Here is a 26,730-nt window from a genome sequence, read left to right as displayed (position 1 = left end):
TTGGGTATGCAAATATATATTTTACGCGCTTATTTTGGCTAAATTTGCATATCGCTTCTATAAAAAAACATACCGTTGTATTAGGATGTGGTATTTCTGGCCTAAGTGTAGCACACTTTCTTTCAAAGAAAACCGATGACTTTATTGTTTTAGAAAAAAGTGAAAAAACAGGCGGAAACATTCATTCTAAATTAATTGATGGTTACCTTATTGAAAATGGACCAAATACCGTATTGCTTAATAATGAATCTATTAAATCACTCATCAAAGATTGCGGATTATGGAATAAAATGTCGACTCCGTTAGAAACAGCTGAAAATAACCGTTACGTTTTACATCAAAATAAATTACAGTTACTTCCAAGAAATCCAATAGAGTTCATAAAAACACCATTATTGAAATGGTATGAAAAATTGAGGTTATTGAAAGAGCCTTTTATTAAACCACACCAAAGCGATACTTCATTAGCTGAATTCATTAGTAGACGGTTTGGCAAAGCCATACTAAAACAGTTTGTGGAACCCTTTGTAACTGGAATATATTCTGGAAATCCAAAGAAAATGAGTGCTAAGCATACTCTTAAAATGATATGGGAAGCTGAGCAAAAACATGGTTCCGTTATAAAAGGTTTAATGAAAAAAAAGAAAGCTCCAAAAGCTAGAATGTTTAATTTCCCAAATGGTCTTTCTGAATTAACTGATGAAATTAGCCAACGACTAAAAGATAAAATCCAATGCAATACAGAGGTAGTCAGTATTATTAAGATAGAAGAGGGATATGAAATTATCGATTCAAATAATAATATTATTCACTGTCAAAAAATTATATCTACTATACCTGCTCATTCACTTTCAAAAGTCATTGAAACCATCGAGCTAATAACTAATTTAAATGCTATTGAATATGTACCTATTGATGTATTTCATTTTGGATTTGATAAAAATGAGGTGAAAAATCAAGCACAAGGTTTTGGAGTACTTAGTAAACAATCTGACAACAAACACTTTCTAGGAATACTTTTTAATTCAAGAATTTTCCCTCATGTTTCTCCAAAAAATAAGGAATTATTTACCGTAATTGTAGGCGGAAGTAGGCAGTCCGAACTATGTTCTTTGGAAAAAGATGAACTCGAAAAAATTGTTTTAGATGAAGTAATGGAGTTAATGCAATGCAAAAAAATACCTACCTTCAAAAACCATACATCATACATCAAAGGTATACCCCAATATGGCCTTGAACTTGACCAACTTATATTGGAAATAGATAAATTTGAGAGCAATTTCCCTAACTTTCATATTTTAGGGAATTATTTCAACGGGGTTTCTGTCAGCGACTGTGTTAAAAAAGCTGAAATCTTCGTTGAAAATATGCATCTTAACAACAACTAAATGAAATTATTTAAAATTTTAACCGTATTAATTTTGGCTGGACTTACATTTGTAGCGCTAACTCCTGACAAACCAATTGATTTTAATTCCATCTACAAAGCACCTTCCGAATCTCCTAAGTCGAGAAAGGCGTGGGATGCAAAACGTTTGCTTGATGCCAATGGTAATATTCCACAAAGCATAAGAAGAAAGGAGTTGAAATTTGCACAATCTTTACCAAATGATTTAAATAATTCTAATCTCGTTTGGACTGCTGAAGGACCCTACAATGTTGGAGGACGCACTAGAGCACTAGCCTATGATGTTACTGACGAAAACACCTTAATAGCCGGTGGTGTTTCTGGTGGTATTTGGCGGTCAACAAACTTGGGACAGAGTTGGAGTAAAATGACAAAACCTTTTCAATTACATAACGTTACCTGCTTAGCTCAAGATACTAGAGAAGGAAAAGAAAATATATGGTACTATGGAACAGGTGAATTAGCTGGTAATTCTGCTAGTGGAAGTGGTGCTTATTTCGATGGTAATGGTATTTACAAATCCATTGACAACGGACTCACTTGGGACTCCATTAGTTCTACTGCTGATAATAGCCCAGCTGGAAGTTTCAATGTTTTTGATTTTGCTTGGAACATTGTTCTTGACCCTTCAAATCTAGAGGAAGATGAAATGTATTTGGCAACATATGGAGGCATCTACCGCTCGGTTGATGGTGGTGAGTCTTGGAATGAAGAAGTTGGTGGCGGGGAAGCTTACTACAACAATGTAGAAATTACTTCAACAGGAGTAGTGTACGCCACACTTAGCTCAGATGGTGCAGGCAAAGGGTTCTGGCGTTCTGCTGATGGTATGGAATGGGCAAATATTTTACCTGATAGCTTTGGGAATACGTACGGAAGAAGTGCTATTGGCATAAATCCGTCCAACGAAAATGAAGTCTATTTCTTAACTGCTGAAACTACAAATTCTGGTCAGTTCACAAATACTTTTTTCAATGGTGAAACCTGGACTTCTTTGTGGAAATACACTTACTTATGTGGCGACGGTACGGATAGCTGTGGTACATGGATTAATCTTTCCCAAAATATTCCAGCAAACAAACCAACAACTTTCGACAACTTCAATGCTCAGGGTGGTTATGATTTATTGGTAAAAGTAAAACCAGATGAGCCAAACGTTGTTTTCATAGGGGGTACTAACTTATGGCGTTCAACGGATGGTTTTACTTCGGATACAAATACAGCTCAAATTGGAGGATATTATGAAGGTTCCGATCATGGATACGATAATTGGGATATCTATGACAGACACCATCCAGACCAGCACGACCTTCTATTTTTACCTTCAGACCCCAATACTATTCTAAGTGCTAATGATGGAGGAATCTATAAGTCAACAAACTGTTTAGCTACACCTCATCTTTGGACAAGACTTAATAATGGGTATCAGACAACCCAGCTTTATTCCGTAACAATGGGTAAAGGAAATAGCGACTTAATTGTCGGTGGCTTCCAGGATAACGGAAACTTTGTAACAATTAGCGATGACGAAACAGACGACTGGGTAATGCCTTTCAATGGAGATGGGTGCTACAGTGCTGTTGCAGACAATGAAGAAGACTTTTATTTACAAATACAAAGGGGTGTTTTATTCAAAATGAAGTTAAATAATCAAGGTGAAGTAATGGCATATAATAGAATGGATCCACTAGGTGCTGATACAGTAATGTATGACTTCATTAACTACCTAGCTATGGACCCTAATAATGACGATATTATCTACATGAACAACGCTTATCATCTGTGGAGAAATAACGACGCTAGTAACTACCCTTACAATAATTCACAAACTAGGACCAATATAGGTTGGGAGGTTTTCTCTGACACTACAAATAGAACAATTTCATGTATGGACGTTTCGACTAACCCACCAAATACAGTTTACATTGGTACGAGCGATAATTATATTTATAGAATTGACAATGCTCACGAAGGGGATCCAGATATGGTTCTGTTAAACACTTTACCAATAGGATTTGGTAATAAAAACGTCTCGGCAGTAGAAATTGATCCAACAAATGCTGAACGGGTATTGGTGCTCATTTCAAACTATTCTACATATAGCTTCCTATTTACTGATGATGGTGGACAAACGTGGAAAAAGGTTGGAGGTAATCTAGAAGACTCTTTTTCTGGTGGTGGAAATGGACCTTCCATGCGAACTGCAGAAATTGCTGTTCTTGGCAGTGATACTCTATATTTAGTAGGTGGTAGTACTGGGCTTTATGGAACAGATAAGTTAGAAGGTTTAGATACTGAATGGCGTCAGATTGGAACAAGTGCTATAGGAAATGTAGTCATTGAAAATATTCGATTCAGAGATAGCGATGGTAAACTTGTAGTAGGAACGCACGGTACTGGCGTATATTCAACTATTATTACCTCTATATACGATGTATTTCCTGATTTGGTGAGTGTAAATGAGATTGACCACACTCAATATTCAATCTATCCAAATCCAGCAAAAGACATCGTAAATATTGACTTGGAAGAAAATGAAGAATGGAAAAAAATACAATTAATCGACGCGAGTGGAAAAGTAGTAATTGAAGAAAAGATTTCTTCTAGTTCTATCACATTGCGAACCGCTGAACTAGAAAGAGGAGTTTACTTCTTAAACCTAATTGGCGAACAGAAAAAAGAGAGCAAAAAGCTAATCCTAAATTAGGATAAGGCTTTTATTTGTTCCTCTAAAAAAGCAATCTTCGCTAAGGCGTCAGATTGCTTTTTTCTTTCAATGGCTACTACTTGCTCAGGAGCATTATTTACAAATCGATTGTTGGACAGTTTACCCTCAACAGACTTCAAAAACCCATGAGTGTATTCCAATTCCGAACGCAGCTTGTCTAATTCAGCACCAACATCAATATTATCAGATAAAGGCACAAAGAATTCATTAGATTTAACTCTGAAAGAAAAAGCCCCATCAACAGTCTCCTTAGTGTAAGAAAGTTCAGATAGGTTCACCAGTCTACATACTAAAGAATCCATTGAAGTAGATGTTTCTTCGTTGGTCTTTATAAATAATTGTAAAGCATCTTTATTCGGTATTTGCTTCTCCTTTCTAATTGTTCTGATGGCAGATACAATTTCTGTAGCATATTCAAAATCATTAATAATAGACTGATTTACTTCTTTAGTTTTAGGCCATGTAGAAACGATAATATCTTCATCTCTCTTAGCTACTATATGCCATATTTCTTCAGTGAGAAATGGCATAAAAGGATGTAATAGTTTCAGTATGTTATCTAAAAACTCTGTAGTCAATTCAAGAGTTTTTGAATCAATAGGATTTTGATAATCTGGCTTAATGGACTCTAAATACCACGAACAAAAATCGTCCCAAACTAAACGATACGTGAGCATTAATGCTTCAGATATTCTGTACTTCTCAAAAGCCTGATTTATCAACTCAAGGGTATGCTGAAATTTATTTTCAAACCAATCGATAGCTATTGCAGATGATTCTGGTTGATTAATGTCAGCTACCTCCCACCCTTTTATTAAGCGTGTAGCATTCCATATTTTATTGGAGAAATTTCGTCCCTGTTCGCATAAGGATTCGTCAAATGGCAAATCATTTCCAGCAGGCGAAGATAGTAACATCCCAACCCTAACACCATCAGCACCATACTTATTCATTAACTCTATTGGGTCAGGCGAATTCCCTAGAGATTTGGACATTTTTCGTCCTAATTTATCACGTACTATACCTGTCAGATAAACATTTTTAAATGGCAATTCACCCTTATATTCATAACCTGCCATTATCATTCTAGCTACCCAGAAAAATAAAATTTCAGGAGCAGTGACAAGGTCATTAGTAGGGTAATAATAATTAACCTCCTCATTATCAGGGTTTCGAATACCGTCAAAAACAGAAATTGGCCATAGCCATGAAGAGAACCAGGTATCCAAAACATCTTCATCCTGTCTTAAGTCTGAAAGAGTGATATTTGGATTTATTTTTTGAGCTTGATCTAATGCTAATTCTTTAGATTCAGCAACGACATAATTATTACCCTCATAAAAGTAAGCTGGTATTTGCTGTCCCCACCACAGTTGTCTAGAAACACACCAATCCTTTATGTTTTCCATCCAATGGCGATAGGTATTTTTAAATTTATCTGGATGAAATTTGATGGTATCATTCATTACATTTTCTAAAGCTGGTTTAGAAAATTCCTCCATCTTAAAAAACCATTGCATGGATAGCTTTGGTTCAATCACGGCATCTGTACGTTCTGAAAAGCCAACTTTATTTAGTAAGTCTTCGGTTTTCACTAAATACTCTTTCTCTTCTAAGTCATTGTCGATTTCTTTACGCACCTGAAATCTATCTTTACCTACATACAATTGAGCAGACTCATTTAATGTGCCATCATCATTCAATATATCAATAACTTCAAGACCGTGTTTGTCACCAAGTTGGTAGTCGTTAATATCATGAGCAGGAGTAACTTTTAGTGCACCCGTACCAAACTCCATATCAACGTACTCATCAAAAATGATTGGAACAGAACGATTAATTAAAGGCACAATTGCCTTTTTACCCTTCAAATGAATGTAGCGTTCGTCATTGGGGTTTACACATATAGCAGTATCACCAAGTATAGTTTCTGGTCGAGTTGTTGCAACTGTTAAGTACTCATCAGAATCTTCAATCTCATAGCGAATGTGGTACAATTTAGATTTCACTTCCTTGTGTATCACCTCTTCATCAGACAAGGCTGTTTGTGCACTAGGGTCCCAATTTACCATGCGTACACCTCTGTAGATGAGTCCTTTTTGGTGTAAATCAACAAATACTTTAATCACGGATTCACTCATGTCATCATCCATTGTGAACTTTGTTCGTTCCCAATCGCATGATGCTCCTAACTTCTTTAATTGCTCAAGAATAATCCCTCCGTGTTTTTCTTTCCATTCCCAAGCGTGTTTTAAAAATTCTTCACGACTTAAGTCTGATTTATCTATACCTTCTTTAGCTAGTTTTTGCACTACTTTGGCTTCTGTAGCAATAGAAGCATGGTCAGTACCAGGCACCCAACAAGCGTTAAAACCTTGCATTCTGGCTTTTCGAATAAGTACATCTTGCAAGGTGTTGTTTAACATATGTCCCATATGCAATACCCCCGTTACATTAGGAGGTGGAATTACGATAGTATATGCCTCTCTATCATCAGGTTTAGAATTAAAATAACCTTTAGATAACCAATGGGCATACCATTTCTCTTCAGAACTGGTAGGATTATATGTTTTTGATATACTCATTACATTTTTTATAAGCACCAAAAATAATACTTTAGACTAAAAATTGGGGGTGAATTTTGGATTAATACAATACAATATTTTAGTACATTTGTTGTTCTAAAGTTTAAGAACCAAAAAAAACATAAAATGAAAAAATTATTTTTAGCTATCGCTTTAATTGGAGCAGCAGTTTCATTACAAGCTCAAAGTTCATCTCCTGCTGCAAAAGAAGTAAAAGCAGGTCCAAAAATGGACTTTGAATCTACTGTCATTGATTATGGTTTAATTGAACACAATTCGGATGGAAAAAGAGAATTCGTTCTTACTAATACTGGAAATGCTCCATTGATTATTTCAAATGCTAAAGGTAGTTGTGGATGTACAGTACCTACATGGCCAAAAGCCCCAATTGCACCAGGTGAATCGGCTTCAATTGGTGTGAAATACGCTACAAATAGAATTGGGAAATTCACTAAGACTATTACTCTAACTACTAATGCTGCTGAAAAAACTAAAGTTTTGACTGTTAAAGGTGAAGTTAAAAAGCCTGCTCAGGCTCCTGCTGCACCTACAAAACCAAAAGCATCAGTTTTAGAAGTAAAATAATTTAAGTTTTTAATTTATTCAGTTTAATAAACACCTCCTTTGTAAATATCGGAGGTGTTTTTTTATCAAAAGCAATGCCGAAAATTTCATCCAAGGGAATTAAAATGCCCGAATCACCAATACGTAAGTTGGTGCCTTTTGCTGAAGGTGCAAAGCAAAAAGGGAAAACTGTTTTTCACCTCAACATTGGTCAACCTGATATCAAATCACCAGAAGTAGCTTTAGATGCTATTCATAATTTTAATGATAAAGTAGTAGAATATAGCCACTCTGCTGGCTTTGAAAGCTACCGAAAAGGCTTAGCCAATTATTACCAAAAAGTTGGAATAAATATTGACCATTCTGATGTAATGGTAACTACTGGCGGCTCCGAAGCTCTTTTATTTGCTCTAAATACATGTATGGATAATGGTGATGAAATAATTATTCCAGAACCCTTTTATGCTAACTATAATGGATTTTCCATTTCTGCAGGTGTTAAAGTAAAACCAATAACAACTTCTATAAACGATGGATTCGCTCTACCTGCTATTGAAGAATTTGAAAAACTCATTACACCAAATACTAAGGCTATTCTTATTTGCAATCCAGGTAACCCAACTGGCTACTTATACTCCAAAGAAGAATTAGAAACCCTAAGGGATATCGTTATCAAACACGATTTATTCCTTTTTGCTGACGAAGTATATAGAGAGTTTTGCTACGATGGCAACACTCACCATTCTGTATTGAATATTGAAGGATTAGAACAACATGCTGTTGTAATTGACTCTACCTCAAAACGATACAGTTTGTGTGGTATTCGAGTAGGCTGCCTGATTTCAAAAAATAAAGAAGTAATGACAACTGCCCTGAAGTTTGCTCAAGCTCGTTTATCTCCTCCTACTTTTGGACAAGTAGCCGGTGAGGCAGCCTTAAGTACTCCCACAGAATACTTTGATGAAGTGAGTGAAGAATATGTTGCCCGACGAGATCTACTCATTGAAGGCTTAAATAAAATTGAAGGCGTAATTTGTCCCAAACCCAAAGGGGCATTTTATTGCATTGCTCAACTTCCAGTGGATAATGCCGACAAGTTTGCACAATGGCTACTTGAAGAGTTTGACCACAATGGCAAAACGCTTATGGTAGCTCCTGCTGCGGGTTTTTATTCTACTCCAAATACAGGAACTAATCAAGTGCGTATTGCCTATGTTCTTAATCAAGATTCACTCACTCAAGCTATTGAGTGTCTTGATAAAGCACTTGAAGTATATCCTGGCAGAACGCTCTAATGGACTTAAAGAAACACCGAGCTTTAGTTAAACAAAAGGCTAAAGAAAATAAAGCGTTTTTTCAACGACTCAAGCGAGAGAAACCTAAGGTTTTGGATAAAAAGATGCACCAATTACATGAAGATGTATTTGCCTGTACTAACTGCTTAGAGTGCGCTAACTGCTGTACCACTACCGGACCTTTATTTACAGATAAAGATATTAGCCGAATAGCCAAACACCTCAGAATAAAACCATCCGAATTTACCGAACAATATTTGAGAATAGATGAGGATAATGATTATATTTTACAGTCTGTACCCTGTACCTTTTTAGGTGATGACAATAAGTGTAGCATTTACGATGTTCGCCCAAAAGCGTGTAGAGAATTTCCGCATACCGATAGAGCTAAACAACATCAAATACTGAACTTAACTCAAAAAAATGTTGATGTTTGTCCAGCTGTATATGAAATCGTGGAGAGGATGAAAGATGCTATTCATAAATAAGATAAGTACTCCTCATTCTCTTAAATGACTCAAGTTCATTAGACCAAGCTTTTCTAATTTCTTCTTCTGATTTTCCTTCGAGAATAGATAGCCTTAAGGAATTTCCTCCAGCTAATTTATCAAAGAAAGCATTGAAAAAAGTGCTTTTATCTTCAGCTTGTTCGTAGGCATTCATTAGAAAAGATAAATCTATTTGCTCAAGTTTTTTATGTTTACCGAGGTCTATACCATAGCATTTTTGACCTTCATGTTTGGGGTACTTAGCTCCTTCTCCACTTTTAGGAATGAAAAAATAATCGCTTTTCAAATAGGGTGCTCCATAGTGTTGGAAAGGTAAAGGCGTTCCACGACCAATACTAACGTTAGTCCCTTCAAACAAGCACAGTGAAGGGTATAAATTTACTGCCTGAGCATTGGGTAAGTTTGGCGATGGCTTTACTGGTAAATCATAAGGCTTATATCTTTCATAAGCCGTCATTGGGATAACATTTAAATCACATTCTACACCCTCTTTGAGCCATTTTTCGCCATTAATCATTTGGGCATATTCGCCAATGGTCATCCCATGAACTATTGGAATAGGATGCATTCCTACAAACGAACGGAAAGCGGTATCTAAAACCGGACCATCAACATAATGTCCGTTGGGGTTAGGTCTGTCTAGCACCATCACTGAAATATTATGTTGAGCAGCAGCTTCCATAACATAGTGCAAAGTGGATATATAGGTGTAAAAACGAGCTCCAACATCCTGAATGTCAAATAATAAAACATCTATTCCTGCCAACTGCTCAGCCTTCGGCTTCTTATTACTTCCATAAAGGGAAACGATGGGTAAGCCTGTACGTTCATCGACACCATTATCTATATAAGCACCGGCATCAGCTGTACCTCTAAAACCGTGCTCTGGACTAAATACTTTAACAACATCAAGACCACTGTTCACCAAACTATCCACCAAATGAGTCGAAGCTATCAATGAACTTTGGTTACCAACTACAGCAATCGATTTCTCTTCCAAAAGAGGGAAATAAATAGCCGTTCGTTCAGCACCGACTTGAAAAGTGCCTTGCGCACAAGACCAATTCAAAAAACACAAAAGACAAAGGAATAAATGATTAATTTTAGCCATTAGTATTTTATGAATTTAGACCTTTTCATAGCGAAACGATTGATTGGTAAAAACGAATACCGTTTTTCCAGACCCGTTTTACGCATTGCCATTACGGCTATTGCTCTGAGTGTGTCGGTTATGTTATTATCTCTTTCTATCATCAAGGGTTTTCAAAATGAAATCAGAGACAAAGTTATAGGTTTAAGTTCGCATATTCAAGTGACTGATTTTTCTGATAGCAATTCTTACGAGTCAACCCTTTTAGCGAATAGCGACTCTCTAAAACAGCTTCTAATAAATATTGAAGGTATTACTCACATACAGTCTTATGCGACAAAGGCAGGGATTCTAAAAACAAAGGACGAAATTCAGGGGGTAGTACTAAAAGGTGTTAACAAGGATTTTAACCCTAAATTTTTAGAAAGCAAACTAATAGCTGGCAAAATTCCATCCTATGGTAAGGGTGAAAAGTCCAATAGTATTGTATTGTCCAATACTATTGCCAAACAACTAAACCTTGAACTTGAAGATGATATTCAAATGTATTTTATACAACAGCCAGTAAGGGTTAGAAAATTTTCTATTGCTGGAATTTATGAAACTGGGATAGCCGAATATGACAATATGTTGGTTATCGGCGATATCAAACACATTCAAAAACTAAATAAATGGACTAATGAAGATGTTGGAGCTCTTGAAATTCAAATTGAGAATTTTGAGGATTTAGAATTAATGACACAATTAGTTTATTCTAAAATTGGCTATTCCTTGAATGCCAAGAATGTTATTGATTCTAACCCGCAGCTGTTTGATTGGCTAGATTTACAAAACTTAAATATTAAAGTCATTTTGATTTTGATGTTATTAGTAGGCGCTATCAATATGGTTACCGCACTGTTTATACTTATTCTTGAACAAACTCCATTGATAGGTACTTTAAAATCTTTGGGGAGTTCAAATTGGACAATTAGAAAAATTTTTTTGTACCATTCAGCATACCTCATTTCAAAAGGATTATTATACGGTAATATTATTGGAATTTCATTAGCGCTCATTCAAAAGAAATTTCAACTCATTAGCTTGAACCCAGAAACATATTACATGTCATTTATTCCAATAGACTTGAATTGGCTTAATTTTTTAGCACTAAATATTGGCACACTATTGATTTGTTTAGCAATTCTCATTGTTCCTTCATACTTAATAAGTAGAATAAATCCCGTGAGTGCCATCCGTTTTGAGTAAATTTGCACCCTATGAATTATTACAATCACATCGTTGATACTGTTGGCAATACACCAATGGTAAAACTTAACAAGGTCGTTGATACAAAGGCACTGGTATTAGCTAAAGTAGAAAGTTTTAACCCTGGACATTCTACAAAGGATAGAATGGCTATAAAAATGATTGAGGATGCTGAAAAAGCTGGCTTAATCAAAGAAGGTGGAACTATCATTGAAGGAACATCAGGAAATACTGGAATGGGGCTTGCTCTAGCATGTATTCAAAAAGGGTATAAATTAATATGTACCATTTCTGACAAGCAGTCTAAAGAAAAGATGGATATTCTTAAGGCAATGGGTGCAAAAGTTTATGTTTGCCCTACAAATGTTGCTCCAGATCATCCAGAGTCTTATTATTCAGTAGCAAAACGACTTAATGAAGAAATTCCAAATTCTTTCTATCCTAATCAATATGATAACTTATCAAATCGTTTAGCTCATTACGAATCTACTGGTCCTGAGATATGGGAGCAAACTGATGGAAAAATCACACACTTTATTGTTGGGGTTGGAACTGGAGGTACTATTTCTGGTATAGCAAAATTCCTAAAAGAAAAAAATCCTGACATTAAAATATGGGGCGTTGACTCATACGGTTCAGTTTATAAAAAATACCATGAAACAGGAGTTTTTGATGAGAACGAAATCTATTCCTATATTACTGAAGGAATTGGTGAAGATATTTTACCAAAGAATGTAGATTTTGACCTTATAGACCATTTTGAAAAGGTAACCGATAAAGACGGAGCAATCTACGCACGTCGTTTGGCAAAAGAGGAAGGTATATTTTCTGGCTATTCGTGTGGTAGTGCCATCGCAGGATTAAATCAACTAAAAGGTCAGCTTTCTGATAAAGATGTGGTTGTTGTACTGCTACACGACCATGGAAGTAGATATGTAGCCAAAATATTTAATGACGATTGGATGAAAGAACAAGGTTTTATTTAATACATTTACACCTATCTTTCACGCTTTAATGAGTATATTTGTTACTCACAAATGAAATTATGAGAACTATTAAATTTGACAAGAATCATTCAAATGAATTCATCAAAGATTTAAGAATATCTATTGACGAATACTTCAAGAAAAATAAAATATCAAGATTTGGAAACGCTAATATGGTGTTCAAAACAATTTTCATGTTTTCACTTTATTATATTCCCTATTTTGTAGCTGTATCTGGCATTATTACAAATAGTTGGGTATATTGGCTCATGTGGGTACTTATGGGCGTTGGTATGGCTGGTATTGGATTATCTGTAATGCACGATGCGAATCATGGTGCATATTCAAAAAATAAATTTGTAAATAAACTACTAGGGTTATCCTTAAATTTTCTTGGTGGAAGTGCCAAAAACTGGAAAATTCAACACAATAGGCTACATCATACATATACCAATATTCACGATATGGATCCGGACGTAAGTCCTATGGGACTACTGAGATTTTCTCCTGATGCTCCTCTTAAAAAGATTCACAGACTACAGCATTTTTACGCTTGGTTCTTATACGGGCTGATGACATTCTCTTGGGCAACTGATAAGGAATTTAAACAACTTAAAGAGTTTAAAAGAGATGGTGTCATTGATAAGAAAGAATATCGAGGCCTAATGTTTGAAATGGTAAGCTGGAAAATAATTTATTATGCATACATGTTTGCTATACCGTACTTTTTTGGAAATATTTCTTTTGGATTCTGGTTAGTATGCTTCATTACATTACACTTTGTAGCTGGATTTATTTTAGCAACGATTTTTCAAACTGCTCACATTATGCCAGAGTGTGATTACCCTCATGCAAACGTAAATGGTACAGTTGAAAATAACTGGGCTATTCACCAATTACAAACCACTTCTAATTATGCTCCAAAGAGTAGGTTTTTCTCATGGTTTGTTGGTGGACTAAACTACCAAGTAGAGCATCATTTGTTTCCAAACATATGCCATGTACACTATAAAAACATTTCACACATAGTAAAGAAGAAAGCTGAAAAATATAATCTCCCTTACTATACACAGAAAAACTATTTATCAGCTTTAGTAGAACACACTAAAATGCTTAAATCATTAGGTAAGGCTGCTTAGTTTTGCAAATAATAGATACTAAAAAAAGACCACATTTGTGGTCTTTTTTAATATAGATTAACGATTTTCTATTTATGCTTCAGCTGTTGGTCCACTAAAACTTAATGGAATATTATTTAGGGAATCAATGTTTTTAATTTCTCCGTGCTGTGACTCATACTTAGATATGTTATCACTTAAAGCTTTTAACAAGCGTTTTGCATGTTGAGGAGTTAATAATACACGAGATTTAACCTTAGCCTTAGGAACGCCTGGCATAATTTTAATAAAGTCAAGAACAAACTCAGACGGCGAATGATTAATAATAGCCAAATTACTATACGTACCTTCAGCTACTTCTTCTGTTAACTCAATATTGAGACCTTTCTTTTTATTTTCTGACATAATTAAATTTACTAATCGTTAAGCTTCTTGTTGCTCTTCTTCTTTTTCCTTAGCAGACATCAACTCATTGAATTCTTCTTGAGAACCAACTACGATATCATCAAAGACACGAAGACCTGTTCCTGCAGGAATCTTATGACCTACAATAACGTTTTCTTTTAAGCCTTCTAACGTATCACGCTTACCGTTAATAGCAGCAGCGTTCAATACTTTAGTTGTTTCCTGGAAGGATGCTGCAGATACCCAACTATTGGTTTGTAGTGCAGCACTTGTAATTCCTTGAATCTTTTGCTCACTTGTTGCAGGTACTGCATCTCTAACCTCAACAGTTTTCAAATCTTTACGCTTTAACCTTGAGTTTTCTTCTCTTAGCTTTCTAGCAGAAATAATTTGACCTAATTTAAGGATTTGAGAGTCACCACTTTCTTCAACAACTTTCATTCCAAAGATTCTATCATTCTCTTCTAAGAATTCTAGCTTAGTTACAGTCTGACCATCTAGGAATCTAGTATCACCAGCATCAACAATTGACATTTTTCTCATCATTTGTCGTACAACAACTTCAAAGTGCTTGTCGTTAATTTTCATCCCTTGAAGTCTATAAACCTCTTGGATTTCATTAACAATATACTCCTGAACTGCTGTAGGTCCTTTAATTCTTAGAATATCAGATGGTGTAATAGCTCCATCACATAAAGGCATTCCAGACTTCACGAAATCGTTTTCCTGAACCAATATATGTTTAGATAATGGGATAAGGTATTTTGAAACCTCTCCAGTTTTTGAAGTGATTATTACTTCCTTATTACCTCTCTTGATTTTTGAACCAAAAGATACAATACCATCAATCTCTGTTACAACAGCAGGATTAGATGGGTTACGTGCTTCGAATAATTCGGTTACACGTGGTAAACCACCCGTAATATCACCTAATGAAGATGCAAGTCTAGGTATCTTAGCGATAATTTGACCTGGCTTAATTTTTTGATTATCATCTACAGATAAGTGAGCTTTTACTGGAATACTGTAAGAGCGTGAGTTTTCGTCTTTCTTACTAACGATACTGATTGTAGGGTTAAGAGTTTTATCTTTTCTCTCAATCATTACCTTCTCTTCGAAGCCAGTCTGCTCATCCGATTCAACTCGGAATGAAAGACCTTCAACGATATCCTTAAACACAACTTTTCCTTCAAATTCAGAAACAATAATCGCATTATACGGATCCCAGTCACAAATTTTAGTTCCCTTCTTCACTTTCATACCGGGCTCTACATATAAATTAGAACCGTAAGGAATATTACTTGATGATAAAACTATTCCTAATTTTTCATCAATAATTCTTACTTCAGATGTTCTACTTATAACCATTTGTACCTTTTCACCTTCTTCGTTTACGGTTTCAATAGTTTTTAAGTCATCAATTTCTAACTTACCATCGTACTTAGTAACAATACTAGATTCTGATGCTATTTTAGAAGCTGTACCACCAAAGTGGAATGTTCTAAGTGTTAGCTGTGTACCAGGCTCACCAATTGATTGTGCAGCTACAACACCTACAGTATCACCAGAAACAGCCATATTACCAGTAGAAAGATTTCTTCCATAACACTTGGCACATACACCTTTCTTAGCTTCACATGTAAGTACTGAACGTACTTCAACGGATTCAACGTGAGCATTTTCAATTGCTTGAGCTGTTTTTTCAACAATCATTTCATCAGAAGTAACAATAATGTTCCCATTCTGATCATAAACATTGTGTAGTGAAACACGCCCAACAATTCTATCTTTTAAAGATTCTACAATTTCATCGTTTTTCTTGTAAGCTGAAATCTCTAAACCTCTTAATGTACCGCAATCTTCAATTTTTACGACAACATCTTGAGAAGCATCAACTAAACGACGAGTTAAGTAACCGGCATCTGCTGTTTTAAGAGCAGTATCGGCAAGACCTTTACGAGCACCGTGAGTAGAAATAAAGTACTCAAGGATTGAAAGACCTTCTTTGAAGTTTGCAATAATTGGGTTTTCAATAATCGCCGCTCCACTCTTATCACCAGATTTTTGTGGTTTGGCCATAAGGCCTCTCATACCACCTAACTGCTTAATCTGTTCTTTAGAACCCCTTGCACCAGAATCAAGCATCATGTAAACAGAGTTGAATCCATCTTTATCAGAACTCAATTGCTTCATTACTTTTTCTGTCAAGTGTGCATTGGTATTCGACCAAATATCAATAACCTGGTTGTATCTTTCATTATTGGTAATGAATCCCATGTTATAGTTAGAAGTAACTTCGTCAACTTGATTGTAAGCATCTGTTATCATAGTGTCCTTTTCATCAGGAATAATAACATCACCTAAGTTAAACGATAATCCGCCTTTAAATGCAAAGTGATAACCAATACCCTTAATAGCATCTAGGAATTCTGCAGTTTTTGCAATTCCTGAAATGCTTAATACCTCACCAATGATGTCTCTTAAGGCTTTCTTGGTTAATAATTGGTCAATATATCCTACTTCAGAAGGAACGTGTTCGTTAAATAACACTCTACCAACAGTAGTTTCTAAAAGTTTAGTAGTGAATTCTTCGCCTTCTTTGATTGAAGTTCTCACCTTAATAATTGAGTGCAAATCAACAATAGATTCGTTGAAAGCAATCTTAACTTCTTCTTCAGAATAGAAAGATAATCCTTCACCTTTAGCTCCTTTTAAGGACTTAGTCATGTAATATAATCCCAATACCATATCCTGAGATGGAACTGTAACCGGAGCGCCATTCGCAGGGTTTAGAATATTGTGAGATGCTAACATAAGTAACTGAGCTTCTAAAACTGCAGCCTCACCTAAAGGTAAGTGTACCGCCATTTGGTCACCATCAAAATCGGCGTTAAATGCTGTACAAACTAGAGGGTGAAGACGAATTGCCTTACCTTCAATCATTACTGGTTGGAAAGCTTGTATACCTAATCTGTGCAGAGTTGGGGCACGATTTAAAAGAACTGGATGTCCTTTCATTACGTTTTCTAAAATATCCCAAACTACTGGCTCTCTTTTATCAATAATTTTTTTAGCAGATTTTACTGTCTTAACAATACCTCTGTCAATCATCTTACGGATGATGAATGGCTTGAATAATTCAGCTGCCATATTCTTTGGCAATCCACATTCGTGCATTTTTAATTCTGGTCCAACAACAATTACCGAACGAGCAGAATAATCTACACGCTTACCTAATAAGTTCTGACGAAAACGTCCTTGTTTTCCTTTTAAACTATCAGATAATGATTTTAATGCACGGTTTGATTCTGTTTTAACAGCACTTGATTTTCTTGAGTTATCAAATAATGAGTCTACAGATTCTTGAAGCATTCTCTTTTCATTTCTAAGAATTACTTCAGGTGCTTTAATTTCAATTAATCGCTTTAGCCTGTTGTTTCTGATAATCACTCTTCTATACAAGTCATTTAAATCAGAAGTAGCAAAACGACCTCCATCTAATGGGACTAATGGTCTTAATTCTGGTGGAATAACCGGAATTACTTTGACTATCATCCACTCTGGCTTATTTTCAATTCTGGAGTTTGCATCTCTGAAAGACTCTATTACTTGTAATCGTTTTAAAGCCTCAGCTTTTCTCTGTTGAGATGTTTCTGTGCTGGCTTTATGTCTTAAATCAAATGATAATTGATCTAAGTCTAAACGACGTAGTAATTCGACAAGAGCTTCAGCACCCATTTTGGCAATAAATTTATTTGGGTCTTCATCGTCTAAATAACGATTCTCTGGTGGTAATTGCTCTAGAGCATCCAAGTACTCATCTTCTGTAAGGAAATCCATATAATTTAATGGCTCACCTTCAGCATTTTTGGCTAAACCTGCTTGAATTACTACATATCTTTCATAATAGATTATCATGTCAAGCTTTTTACTTGGTAATCCAAGTAGATAACCGATTTTGTTTGGATTAGATTTAGAATACCAAATATGAGCAACAGGAACTACCAATTGAATGTGTCCGGTTCTTTCTCTTCTAACTTTTTTCTCAGTTACTTCAACACCACAACGGTCACAAACGATTCCTCTGTATCGGATTCTTTTATACTTACCACAATGACATTCGAAGTCTTTTGTAGGTCCGAAAATTCTTTCACAAAACAAACCATCTCTTTCTGGTTTATAAGTTCTATAGTTAATAGTCTCTGGTTTTGTAACCTCACCGCTTGACTTTGAAAGCATGTCCTCAGGTGATGCAAGACTAATTGTAATGTTATTAAAACTTATGTTAACTTCTTTATTACCTTTTCTTACTGCCATATCTATATGTGTAGATTATTAAGAATTATATTAATTAGTCTAGAGTTACTTTTAGTCCAAGACCTAGTAGCTCGTGCATTAGTACATTAAATGATTCTGGAATACCAGGTGTTGGCATTGGACTTCCTTTCACAATTGCTTCATAAGCTTTCGCACGTCCAACAACATCATCCGATTTTACTGTAAGCATTTCTTGCAAGATATTGGATGCTCCATATCCTTCAAGTGCCCACACCTCCATCTCACCAAGTCTCTGACCACCAAACTGAGCTTTACCTCCTAGTGGTTGCTGTGTAATCAATGAGTATGGTCCAATAGAACGAGCATGCATCTTATCATCAACCATGTGACCTAGTTTAAGCATATATATGATACCAACTGTTGCTGGTTGATCAAATCGCTCTCCGGTACCACCATCGTAAAGATAAGTTTGCCCAAATCTTGGAAGACCTGCTTCATCTGTTTCTTTGTTGATGTCATCAATAGAAGCACCATCAAATACAGGAGTGAAGTATTTTCTGTCTAACTTTTGTCCAGCCCACCCTAGTACAGTTTCATATATCTGTCCAAGGTTCATACGCGAAGGTACACCTAGTGGGTTTAATACGATATCAACAGTAGAACCATCTTCTAGGAACGGCATATCTTCGTCACGTACTATTTTTGCTACAATACCTTTGTTACCGTGTCTTCCAGCTAATTTATCACCAACTTGAACTTTACGTTTTTTAGCGACATATACCTTAGCCAATTTAAGAACACCTGCAGGTAGTTCATCTCCAACTGTCACTGCAAATTTCTTTCTACGGAAATCACTTAACAACTCGCTGTTCTTGAATAGATAATTGTTCATTAACAAATGAACTTTAGCGTTTAAATCTTTGTCAACAACCCACTTAGAGGCTCTAACATTGAATGTTTCATAATCTATTGCTTGTAGAGTCTTTAGTGTATACTTAACTCCTTTTGAGATTAAATCATCACCAAGCAAACTAACAATACCTTGAGAAGTTTTACCACTCAACAAGGTAAATAGTTTATTAACTAAAACATTTTTTAAGTCAGCTGATAATTTGTTATAATCCTTTTCAAGTTCAGCAACGGTTTCTTTATCCATTGCTCGGGTTCTTTTATCCTTGATAGATTTTGAGAACAGTTTTTTGTCTATTACAACACCTTTAAATGAAGGTCTTGCTTTAAGTGAAGCATCTTTTACATCACCTGCCTTGTCACCAAAGATTGCTTTAAGAAGCTTTTCTTCTGGTGTAGGGTCAGACTCACCTTTAGGTGTAATTTTACCGATGATTATATCACCAGCTTTAATATCTGCACCTACTCGAATCATACCATTTTCATCAAGATCTTTTGTGGCTTCTTCTGAAACATTTGGAATGTCTGCTGTTAGCTCTTCTGGTCCTCTCTTAGTATCTCTTACATTTACCAACATCTCTTCAATGTGAATAGATGTAAATAAGTCTTCACGAACAACACGCTCAGAAAGAACGATAGCATCCTCAAAGTTGTATCCTTTCCATGGCATAAACGCCACTTTCAAGTTTCTACCAATAGCCAATTCACCATTTTGTGTAGCATAACCTTCACATAATACCTGACCTTTTACAACCTTATCGCCTTTTACAACAATAGGTTTTAGGTTGATACATGTATTTTGGTTAGTCTTTTTAAACTTCGTTAGACTGTAAACCTTTACATCATCATCAAATGACAATAAACGTTCTTCATCCGTTTTATCGTAACGAATATGAATTTCATTAGCATCAACATATTCTACTGTACCTTTCCCTTTAGCGTTTACAAGTACACGTGAGTCACGAGCAACTTGTGGCTCAAGTCCTGTTCCAACAATTGGTGCTTCAGCTTGTAGTAATGGAACTGCCTGACGCATCATGTTCGATCCCATCAATGCACGGTTAGCATCATCATGCTCCAAGAATGGAATAAGAGATGCTGCAATTGATGCAATTTGGTTAGGAGCGACGTCCATTAAACTAATATTCTGCGGCTCTGTTACTGGATAATCACCTTCAAATCTTGCTTTTACACGATCAATTTCAAATTTTCCAGAATCAGCTACAGGAGCATTAGCCTGAGCAATTGTCATATCGTTTTCTTCCTCAGCAGTCAAGTAAATTGGGGCTTCGTTCAACTGAACAACGCCTTCTTTTACTTTTCTGTAAGGCGTTTCAATAAATCCAAGACTATTCACTTTTGCATAAACACAAAGTGAAGAAATAAGACCAATGTTTGGTCCTTCAGGAGTTTCAATTGGACATAATCTACCATAGTGAGTATAGTGTACATCACGCACCTCAAAACCAGCTCTTTCTCTTGAAAGACCACCAGGTCCTAGAGCAGACATTCTACGTTTGTGAGTTACCTCTGCTAATGGATTTGTTTGATCCATAAACTGAGATAGCTGATTAGTTCCAAAGAATGAATTAATTACAGAAGATAATGTCTTTGCATTAATCAAATCAACTGGTGTAAATACTTCGTTATCTCTTACGTTCATTCTTTCTCTAATGGTTCTAGCCATTCTTGAAAGACCTAAACTGAACTGATTTGATAACTGCTCACCAACTGTTCTTACTCTTCTGTTACTTAAGTGATCAATATCATCAACATTAGTTTTAGAGTTAGCTAACTCAACTAAGTTCTTGATAATTGAAATAATATCTTCTTTAGTTAGGATTTGTATGTCTGAATCAACATTCAAACCTAATTTTTTGTTAATTCTAAAACGACCTACTTCACCAAGACTGTATCGTTGATCAGAGAAAAACAACTTGTCAATTATGCCTCTAGCTGTTTCCTCATCTGGTGGCTCAGCATTACGGAGTTGTCTGTAGATATAAATTACAGCTTCCTTTTCTGAGTTAGTAGGGTCTTTTTGTAGAGTATTGTAAATTATAGCATACTCTGATGTACTAATATCTTCTTTATGAAGAAGTACTGTTTTTGAGCCTGAATCAATTATATCATCAATGTGCTCTTTCTCGATAATTGTCTCTCTATCAACAATTACTTCGTTTCTTTCGATTGAAACAACCTCACCAGTATCTTCATCAACGAAGTCTTCAATCCAAGTTTTTAATATTCTTGCTGCAAGTTTTCGTCCAACAACTCTTTTAAGAGATGCTTTACTAACTCTTACTTCATCTGCAAGATCGAATATTTCTAAAATATCTTTATCATTTTCAAAGCCAATAGACCTTAATAATGTTGTTACAGGCAACTTTTTCTTTCTGTCAATGTAAGCATACATTACATTGTGAATATCCGTAGCAAATTCTATCCATGAACCTTTAAATGGAATAACTCTAGCTGAGTAAAGTTTAGCTCCATTGGAATGGAAACTGTGTCCAAAGAAAACACCTGGAGAACGATGCAATTGTGAAACTACCACACGCTCAGCACCGTTAATTACAAATGACCCCTTTGGAGTAACATAAGGTACAGAACCTAAAAACACCTCTTGTTCTATGGTTTCAAAATCCTCATGATCAGGGTCAGTACAATACAATTTAAGTTTTGCTTTCAAAGGTACTTTGTACGTTAAACCTCTTTCAATACACTCTTCAATGGAATATCTTGGTGGGTCAATAGCGTAGTCAATAAACTCTAAAACAAAATTATTTCTTGAGTCAGAAATAGGAAAGTGATCATTGAACACTCTACATAGTCCTTCTTCTTTTCTTCTGTCAGATGATGCTCCTATTTGAAAGAAATCCCTAAATGCACCAATTTGAATATCCAAAAAATCTGGGTATTCAAGCTGATTCTTAGTTGAAGCAAAATTGATTCTATTGGTAGTTTTATTTGAAGTCAATTTAGTATGTTTTTTTGTTATAAAATGAATTGTTTGTAACCACAAAAGGGTCTAAGCTTTAAACGGATGTTTAAAGCCTAAACCTTTAGGGATGATGATGTAAACTTATTTAAGCTCAACTTCAGCACCTGCACCCTCTAATTGAGTTTTCAATGCTTCTGCTTCGTCTTTTGCTACACCTTCCTTGATTGGAGCTGGCGCACCGTCTACAATATCTTTAGCTTCTTTTAATCCAAGACCAGTTAACTCTTTTACAAGTTTTACTACTGCTAACTTAGAACCTCCAGCGGCTGTTAATATTACATCAAATTCTGATTTCTCTTCAGCAGCGTCACCGCCACCTCCAACAGCAGGTCCTGCTACAGCTACAGCAGCAGCTGCAGGTTCAATACCATACTCGTCTTTTAAGATATCAGCTAATTCACTTACTTCTTTAACAGTTAAGTTTACTAACTGTTCTGCGAAAGCTTTTAAATCTGCCATTTTAATTTAGTTTAAGTTTGTTATAAATTCTATTTAATGTGGAAGCATTAAAAATTAGTGGTGCGTAATCACTAAGATTTTTATTCTGATCTCTCAGATAATGTTTTAATTATTCCAGAAAGTGTTCCTCCTGCTGATTGCAGAGAAGAGATAACTGTTTTCGGAGGAGATTGTAATAATGTAATAATATCGCCAATTAACTCGTCTTTCGACTTTAATGAGCATAATACCTCCACTTGATCATCTCCGAAATAAAAACTTTCTTCTATGTAAGCCGATTTTAAAATTGGCTTTTCTTGTTTCTTTCTGAATTCTTTTATAATTTTTGCTGGAGCATTTGATGACTCTGCGAACATAACTGCAGTATTTCCTTTTAAAGAATCATACATTTGTTCGAAGTCGATTTCATTTTTCTCCATAGCCTTCTTTAAAAGTGTATTCTTGATTACTTGAATCTGAACATCACTTTTGTAGCATAAACGTCTTAAGTTACTGCTACTTTCAGCATTTAAACCTGAAATATCTGTCAGGTAAAAATTCTTATTGTCAACTAACTGAACGCTTAGTGCGTCAATAGCTTTATTTTTTTCTTCTCTTGTCATAACTGTTTATGATTTAGATTGATTTTTCATCAATACGAACACTTGGACTCATAGTACTTGACATGTACACGCTTTGCACGTATGTACCTTTTGAAGCTGATGGTTTTAACTTCAAAATAGTTTGTAATAATTCACTAGCATTGTCAACAATTTTCGAAGCTTCGAATGATGACTTTCCGATAGCACAGTGAATAATACCAAACTTATCTACTTTGAAATCAATTTTACCTTTTTTCACATCAGAAACTGCTTTACCAACTTCCATTGTTACTGTACCAGTTTTAGGGTTAGGCATTAAGCCTCTTGGTCCAAGGATACGTCCTAGAGCACCAAGCTTACCCATAACTGAAGGCATAGTAATTATAACATCAACATCAGTCCACCCGTCTTTGAGCTTAGCTATGTAGTCTTCTAATCCTACATAATCTGCACCTGCTTCTTTAGCTTCTGCTTCTTTGTCTGCAGTAACTAAGGCAAGAACTTTTACTTCTTTTCCAGTTCCGTGAGGAAGAGTAACTACTCCTCTGACCATTTGGTTTGCTTGTCTAGGGTCAACACCTAATTTGACTGAGATATCTACTGATGCGTCAAATTTAGTTTTTGAAACAGATTTCATTAAACCAGCAGCGTCAGTAAGAGAATAGGCTACAGACTTATCAATCTGAGCTGTCGCTTCTTTCATATTTTTACTTAGTCTAGCCATAGTGTTATTTTTTTTGTGGAGCGGTTCCACCTTTAACATTTAATCCCATACTTCTGGCTGTACCGGCAATCATCATCATTGCTGAATCAATAGAGAAGGCATTTAAATCTGCCATTTTATCTTCTGCAATAGATTTAACCTGATCCCATGTCACAGAACCTACTTTATTTCTATTTGGTTCTCCTGAACCTTTTTTCTTTTTGGATGCTTCCAATAGTTGTACAGCTGCTGGGGCAGTTTTGATGACAAATTCAAACGATTTATCAGCGTATACGGTAATTACAACCGGTAAAACTTTTCCTTGCTTATCCTGAGTTCTAGCATTAAACTGCTTACAGAACTCCATGATATTAACACCAGCCGCACCAAGAGCAGGACCTACTGGTGGCGACGGGTTTGCTGCGCCTCCTCTGACCTGTAATTTGACAACTTTACTAATTTCTTTAGCCATTGCTTTGATTTATTTTTGATTTTTCTGTGTCAGAAACTGGAAGCAAAATGTTTCTGAAACATTAAATCGGTTAACACAAATTATTCTTTTTCAACTTGCATAAAACTCAATTCAACAGGAGTTTTACGACCAAATATTTTTACTGTAACTTTTAATTTTTTCTTTTGCTCGTCAATTTCTTCAATTAATCCGCTAAAAGAATTGAAAGGTCCGTCAATGACCTTCACAGATTCGCCTACAACAAATGGGATAACGATTTCCTCATCAGTAATTGCAAGCTCATCAACTTTACCTAGAATTCTGTTAACTTCAGATGTTCTCATTGGAACAGGGTCACCGCCTTTGGTGGCTCCTAAAAATCCGATAACACCAGGTATTGATCTGATAATGTGAGGTACTTCTCCAACTAGATTGGCTTCAACTAGAATGTATCCAGGAAAGAAATTTCTTTCTTTGCTCACTTTCTTACCTTTTCTAATTTGAAATACTTTTTCAGTAGGAACTAATATTTGAGAAACAAAATCGCTAAGATTTAATCTTGAGATTTCATTTTCAATGTAAGCGGACACTTTTTTCTCTTGTCCACCTATAGCTCTAACAACGTACCAATGTTTATCTGCCATTTCTTTATTTAAAACAAGTCATAAAAAACTTCCAAAATATTTCGGAAACTTAAATCCATTACATAAACAATCAATGCAATTATTAGGGATGCTACTGCAACCACAATAGAACTGCTCTGCAACTCTTTCCAAGTTGGCCAAGAGACCTTGTTCATTAGATCATCTGCTGACTCTTTTATATACTCGACAAATCTTGCCATTTCTCTTTACTTTTTGCACGGGTGGAGAGACTCGAACTCCCAACCAATGGTTTTGGAGACCACTACTCTACCAATTGAGCTACACCCGTAAAACAGCAATGAGCAAAGCCTAATTAAAGACTTTACCCTATTGCTGCAATAATTTATAATTACTAGTTTAAAATCTCAGTAATCTGACCAGCACCTACTGTTCTACCACCCTCACGGATTGCAAAACGTAAACCTACGCTCATCGCTACTTTGTTGATTAATTCAACTGTAATTGTTAAGTTATCACCTGGCATAACCATTTCAGTTCCATCAGGTAAATGGATTTCTCCTGTTACATCAGTCGTTCTTAAGTAGAACTGTGGACGATATTTGTTGTGGAATGGGGTATGACGTCCACCCTCTTCTTTTTTCAGGATATAAACCTCAGCTTTAAATCTAGTGTGAGGAGTTACTGAGCCTGGCTTGCAGATTACCATACCTCTTTTGATATCTGATTTCTCAATACCACGTAGAAGGATACCTACATTATCACCCGCTTCACCTCTATCTAAGATTTTACGGAACATTTCAACACCAGTAACAGTTGAGCCTAATTTCTCAGCACCCATACCGATGATATCAACTGCATCACCTGTGTTTGCAACACCTGTTTCGATACGACCGGTAGCAACAGTACCACGTCCTGTAATAGTAAATACATCCTCGATTGGCATCAAGAAGTCTTTAGCGTTATCACGAACTGGTTCTGGAATATACGCATCAACACTATCCATTAATTTCATTACTGTATCTACCCACTGAGCTTCACCGTTAAGTGCACCCAAAGCAGATCCTGAAACCACAGGAGCGTTATCGCCATCATAGTCGTAGAAAGAAAGCAATTCTCTTACTTCCATTTCTACTAATTCTAAAAGCTCCTCATCATCAACCATGTCCACTTTATTAAGGAATACAACGACAGCAGGAACACCTACCTGACGAGCTAATAAGATGTGCTCTCTTGTTTGAGGCATAGGACCATCAGTGGCCGCACATACTAAAATTGCACCATCCATTTGAGCAGCACCAGTAACCATGTTCTTTACGTAATCGGCGTGACCTGGACAGTCAACGTGAGCGTAGTGACGGTTAACAGTTTCATACTCTACGTGAGCAGTGTTAATAGTAATACCTCTTTCTTTTTCTTCTGGAGCGTTATCGATAGAGTCAAACGCTTGAGCCTCAGCCAATCCAGCGTCCGCCAATACCTTAGTAATAGCGGCAGTTAAGGTAGTTTTACCGTGGTCAACATGACCAATAGTACCAATGTTCAAGTGTGGCTTGGTACGATTAAAATTCTCTTTTGCCATAGCTAGCTATTTTAAATTAGTTTAAAAAGTTAATACCTTCTATAAAAGAAAGGCTGTTTTTTTATCAGTTGAGCCAATGACGGGATTTGAACCCGTGACCTCTTCCTTACCAAGGAAACGCTCTACCCCTGAGCTACATCGGCTTAGATTAAGAGCGGGAGACGGGATTCGAACCCGCGACCCTCAGCTTGGAAGGCTGATGCTCTGGCCAGCTGAGCTACTCCC

At 35.9% G+C, this 26,730-nt stretch carries 20 protein-coding genes and 3 tRNA genes; 8 read left to right on the top strand and 15 right to left on the bottom strand.

Annotated elements, in window-relative coordinates:
• Window positions 1–44 precede the first annotated feature (44 nt).
• Both hemG and ISP73_06350 read left to right on the top strand, forming a co-directional pair.
• Entirely contained in the window at window positions 45–1,388 is a 1,344-nt protein-coding gene (gene hemG / locus ISP73_06355) for a protoporphyrinogen oxidase (GenBank protein ID MBL6658204.1), read from the top strand.
• A complete protein-coding gene (locus ISP73_06350) occupies window positions 1,389–4,115 on the top strand; it encodes a T9SS type A sorting domain-containing protein (protein MBL6658203.1) in 2,727 nt (908 codons plus the stop codon).
• Here ISP73_06350 and ISP73_06345 read toward each other — a convergent pair.
• Entirely contained in the window at window positions 4,112–6,721 is a 2,610-nt protein-coding gene (locus tag ISP73_06345) for a valine--tRNA ligase (GenBank protein MBL6658202.1), read from the bottom strand. The two genes, ISP73_06350 and ISP73_06345, sit on opposite strands and share 4 nt — an antisense overlap.
• A 126-nt stretch (window positions 6,722–6,847) precedes the next feature.
• On the opposite strand from ISP73_06345, the gene ISP73_06340 reads away from it, so the two are divergent.
• The 3 genes from ISP73_06340 to ISP73_06330 all read left to right on the top strand — a co-directional run bounded on the left by ISP73_06340 (window position 6,848) and on the right by ISP73_06330 (window position 9,068).
• Complete coding sequence (locus ISP73_06340; GenBank protein MBL6658201.1) at window positions 6,848–7,306, top strand: DUF1573 domain-containing protein; 459 nt, start codon at window positions 6,848–6,850, stop codon at window positions 7,304–7,306.
• A gap of 74 nt (window positions 7,307–7,380) precedes the next feature.
• Window positions 7,381–8,580, top strand: coding sequence for a pyridoxal phosphate-dependent aminotransferase (locus ISP73_06335; protein MBL6658200.1), 1,200 nt, complete (start codon window positions 7,381–7,383; stop codon window positions 8,578–8,580).
• Window positions 8,580–9,068, top strand: a complete 489-nt coding sequence (locus ISP73_06330; protein MBL6658199.1) for a YkgJ family cysteine cluster protein — start codon at window positions 8,580–8,582, stop codon at window positions 9,066–9,068. The genes ISP73_06335 and ISP73_06330 overlap by 1 nt, the downstream gene beginning before the upstream one ends.
• On the opposite strand, the gene ISP73_06325 is transcribed toward ISP73_06330, so the two are convergent.
• Entirely contained in the window at window positions 9,055–10,200 is a 1,146-nt protein-coding gene (locus ISP73_06325; GenBank protein ID MBL6658198.1) for a DUF1343 domain-containing protein, read from the bottom strand. The genes ISP73_06330 and ISP73_06325 overlap by 14 nt on opposite strands.
• A gap of 9 nt (window positions 10,201–10,209) precedes the next feature.
• Here ISP73_06325 and ISP73_06320 point away from each other — a divergent pair, with 9 nt between their 5' ends.
• Genes ISP73_06320 through ISP73_06310 form a run of 3 tightly spaced genes read left to right on the top strand, consistent with a single transcriptional unit; the run spans window position 10,210 to window position 13,552 of the window.
• Window positions 10,210–11,427 (top strand): ABC transporter permease, encoded by a 1,218-nt coding sequence (locus ISP73_06320; GenBank protein ID MBL6658197.1) that lies wholly within the window; start codon window positions 10,210–10,212, stop codon window positions 11,425–11,427.
• 11 nt (window positions 11,428–11,438) lie between these two features.
• Complete coding sequence (locus ISP73_06315; GenBank protein MBL6658196.1) at window positions 11,439–12,413, top strand: pyridoxal-phosphate dependent enzyme; 975 nt, start codon at window positions 11,439–11,441, stop codon at window positions 12,411–12,413.
• A gap of 59 nt (window positions 12,414–12,472) precedes the next feature.
• Window positions 12,473–13,552, top strand: a complete 1,080-nt coding sequence (locus tag ISP73_06310; GenBank protein ID MBL6658195.1) for an acyl-CoA desaturase — start codon at window positions 12,473–12,475, stop codon at window positions 13,550–13,552.
• Window positions 13,553–13,624: 72 nt separating this feature from the next.
• Here ISP73_06310 and ISP73_06305 read toward each other — a convergent pair whose 3' ends face one another.
• The 13 genes from ISP73_06305 to ISP73_06245 all read right to left on the bottom strand — a co-directional run bounded on the left by ISP73_06305 (window position 13,625) and on the right by ISP73_06245 (window position 26,730).
• The gene (locus ISP73_06305) at window positions 13,625–13,936 is read right to left on the bottom strand and encodes a DUF3467 domain-containing protein (protein ID MBL6658194.1); all 312 of its coding nucleotides are present in this window, start codon (window positions 13,934–13,936) and stop codon (window positions 13,625–13,627) included.
• An 18-nt stretch (window positions 13,937–13,954) separates the two neighbouring features.
• A complete protein-coding gene (gene rpoC / locus ISP73_06300; GenBank protein MBL6658193.1) occupies window positions 13,955–18,253 on the bottom strand; it encodes a DNA-directed RNA polymerase subunit beta' in 4,299 nt (1,432 codons plus the stop codon).
• 34 nt (window positions 18,254–18,287) lie between these two features.
• Entirely contained in the window at window positions 18,288–22,103 is a 3,816-nt protein-coding gene (gene rpoB / locus ISP73_06295; GenBank protein MBL6658192.1) for a DNA-directed RNA polymerase subunit beta, read from the bottom strand.
• A 105-nt stretch (window positions 22,104–22,208) separates the two neighbouring features.
• Window positions 22,209–22,586: a 50S ribosomal protein L7/L12 gene (gene rplL, locus ISP73_06290; protein MBL6658191.1), complete on the bottom strand. Its 378-nt coding sequence runs from the start codon at window positions 22,584–22,586 to the stop codon at window positions 22,209–22,211.
• Between the two features lie 80 nt (window positions 22,587–22,666).
• Window positions 22,667–23,188 carry a 50S ribosomal protein L10 gene (locus ISP73_06285; protein MBL6658190.1) on the bottom strand — a complete coding sequence of 174 codons (522 nt, stop codon included), beginning with the start codon at window positions 23,186–23,188 and terminating at the stop codon, window positions 22,667–22,669.
• 13 nt (window positions 23,189–23,201) lie between these two features.
• Window positions 23,202–23,891, bottom strand: coding sequence for a 50S ribosomal protein L1 (locus ISP73_06280; GenBank protein ID MBL6658189.1), 690 nt, complete (start codon window positions 23,889–23,891; stop codon window positions 23,202–23,204).
• A gap of 4 nt (window positions 23,892–23,895) precedes the next feature.
• Entirely contained in the window at window positions 23,896–24,342 is a 447-nt protein-coding gene (gene rplK, locus ISP73_06275) for a 50S ribosomal protein L11 (protein ID MBL6658188.1), read from the bottom strand.
• Window positions 24,343–24,422: 80 nt separating this feature from the next.
• Entirely contained in the window at window positions 24,423–24,965 is a 543-nt protein-coding gene (gene nusG / locus ISP73_06270; GenBank protein ID MBL6658187.1) for a transcription termination/antitermination factor NusG, read from the bottom strand.
• An 8-nt stretch (window positions 24,966–24,973) separates the two neighbouring features.
• Window positions 24,974–25,165, bottom strand: a complete 192-nt coding sequence (secE, locus tag ISP73_06265; protein ID MBL6658186.1) for a preprotein translocase subunit SecE — start codon at window positions 25,163–25,165, stop codon at window positions 24,974–24,976.
• 16 nt (window positions 25,166–25,181) lie between these two features.
• Window positions 25,182–25,254, bottom strand: a tRNA-Trp gene (locus ISP73_06260).
• 63 nt (window positions 25,255–25,317) lie between these two features.
• Window positions 25,318–26,505, bottom strand: a complete 1,188-nt coding sequence (tuf, locus tag ISP73_06255) for an elongation factor Tu (protein ID MBL6658185.1) — start codon at window positions 26,503–26,505, stop codon at window positions 25,318–25,320.
• Between the two features lie 71 nt (window positions 26,506–26,576).
• Window positions 26,577–26,648, bottom strand: a tRNA-Thr gene (locus tag ISP73_06250).
• Between the two features lie 10 nt (window positions 26,649–26,658).
• Window positions 26,659–26,730: transfer RNA gene (locus ISP73_06245), tRNA-Gly, on the bottom strand.

The organism is Flavobacteriales bacterium (assembly GCA_016779935.1).
In the GTDB taxonomy this organism is placed as follows: domain Bacteria; phylum Bacteroidota; class Bacteroidia; order Flavobacteriales; family UBA7312.
The sequence above is the reverse complement of the archived record's forward strand: the minus strand, read 5'-3'. Positions and strand labels throughout refer to the sequence as shown.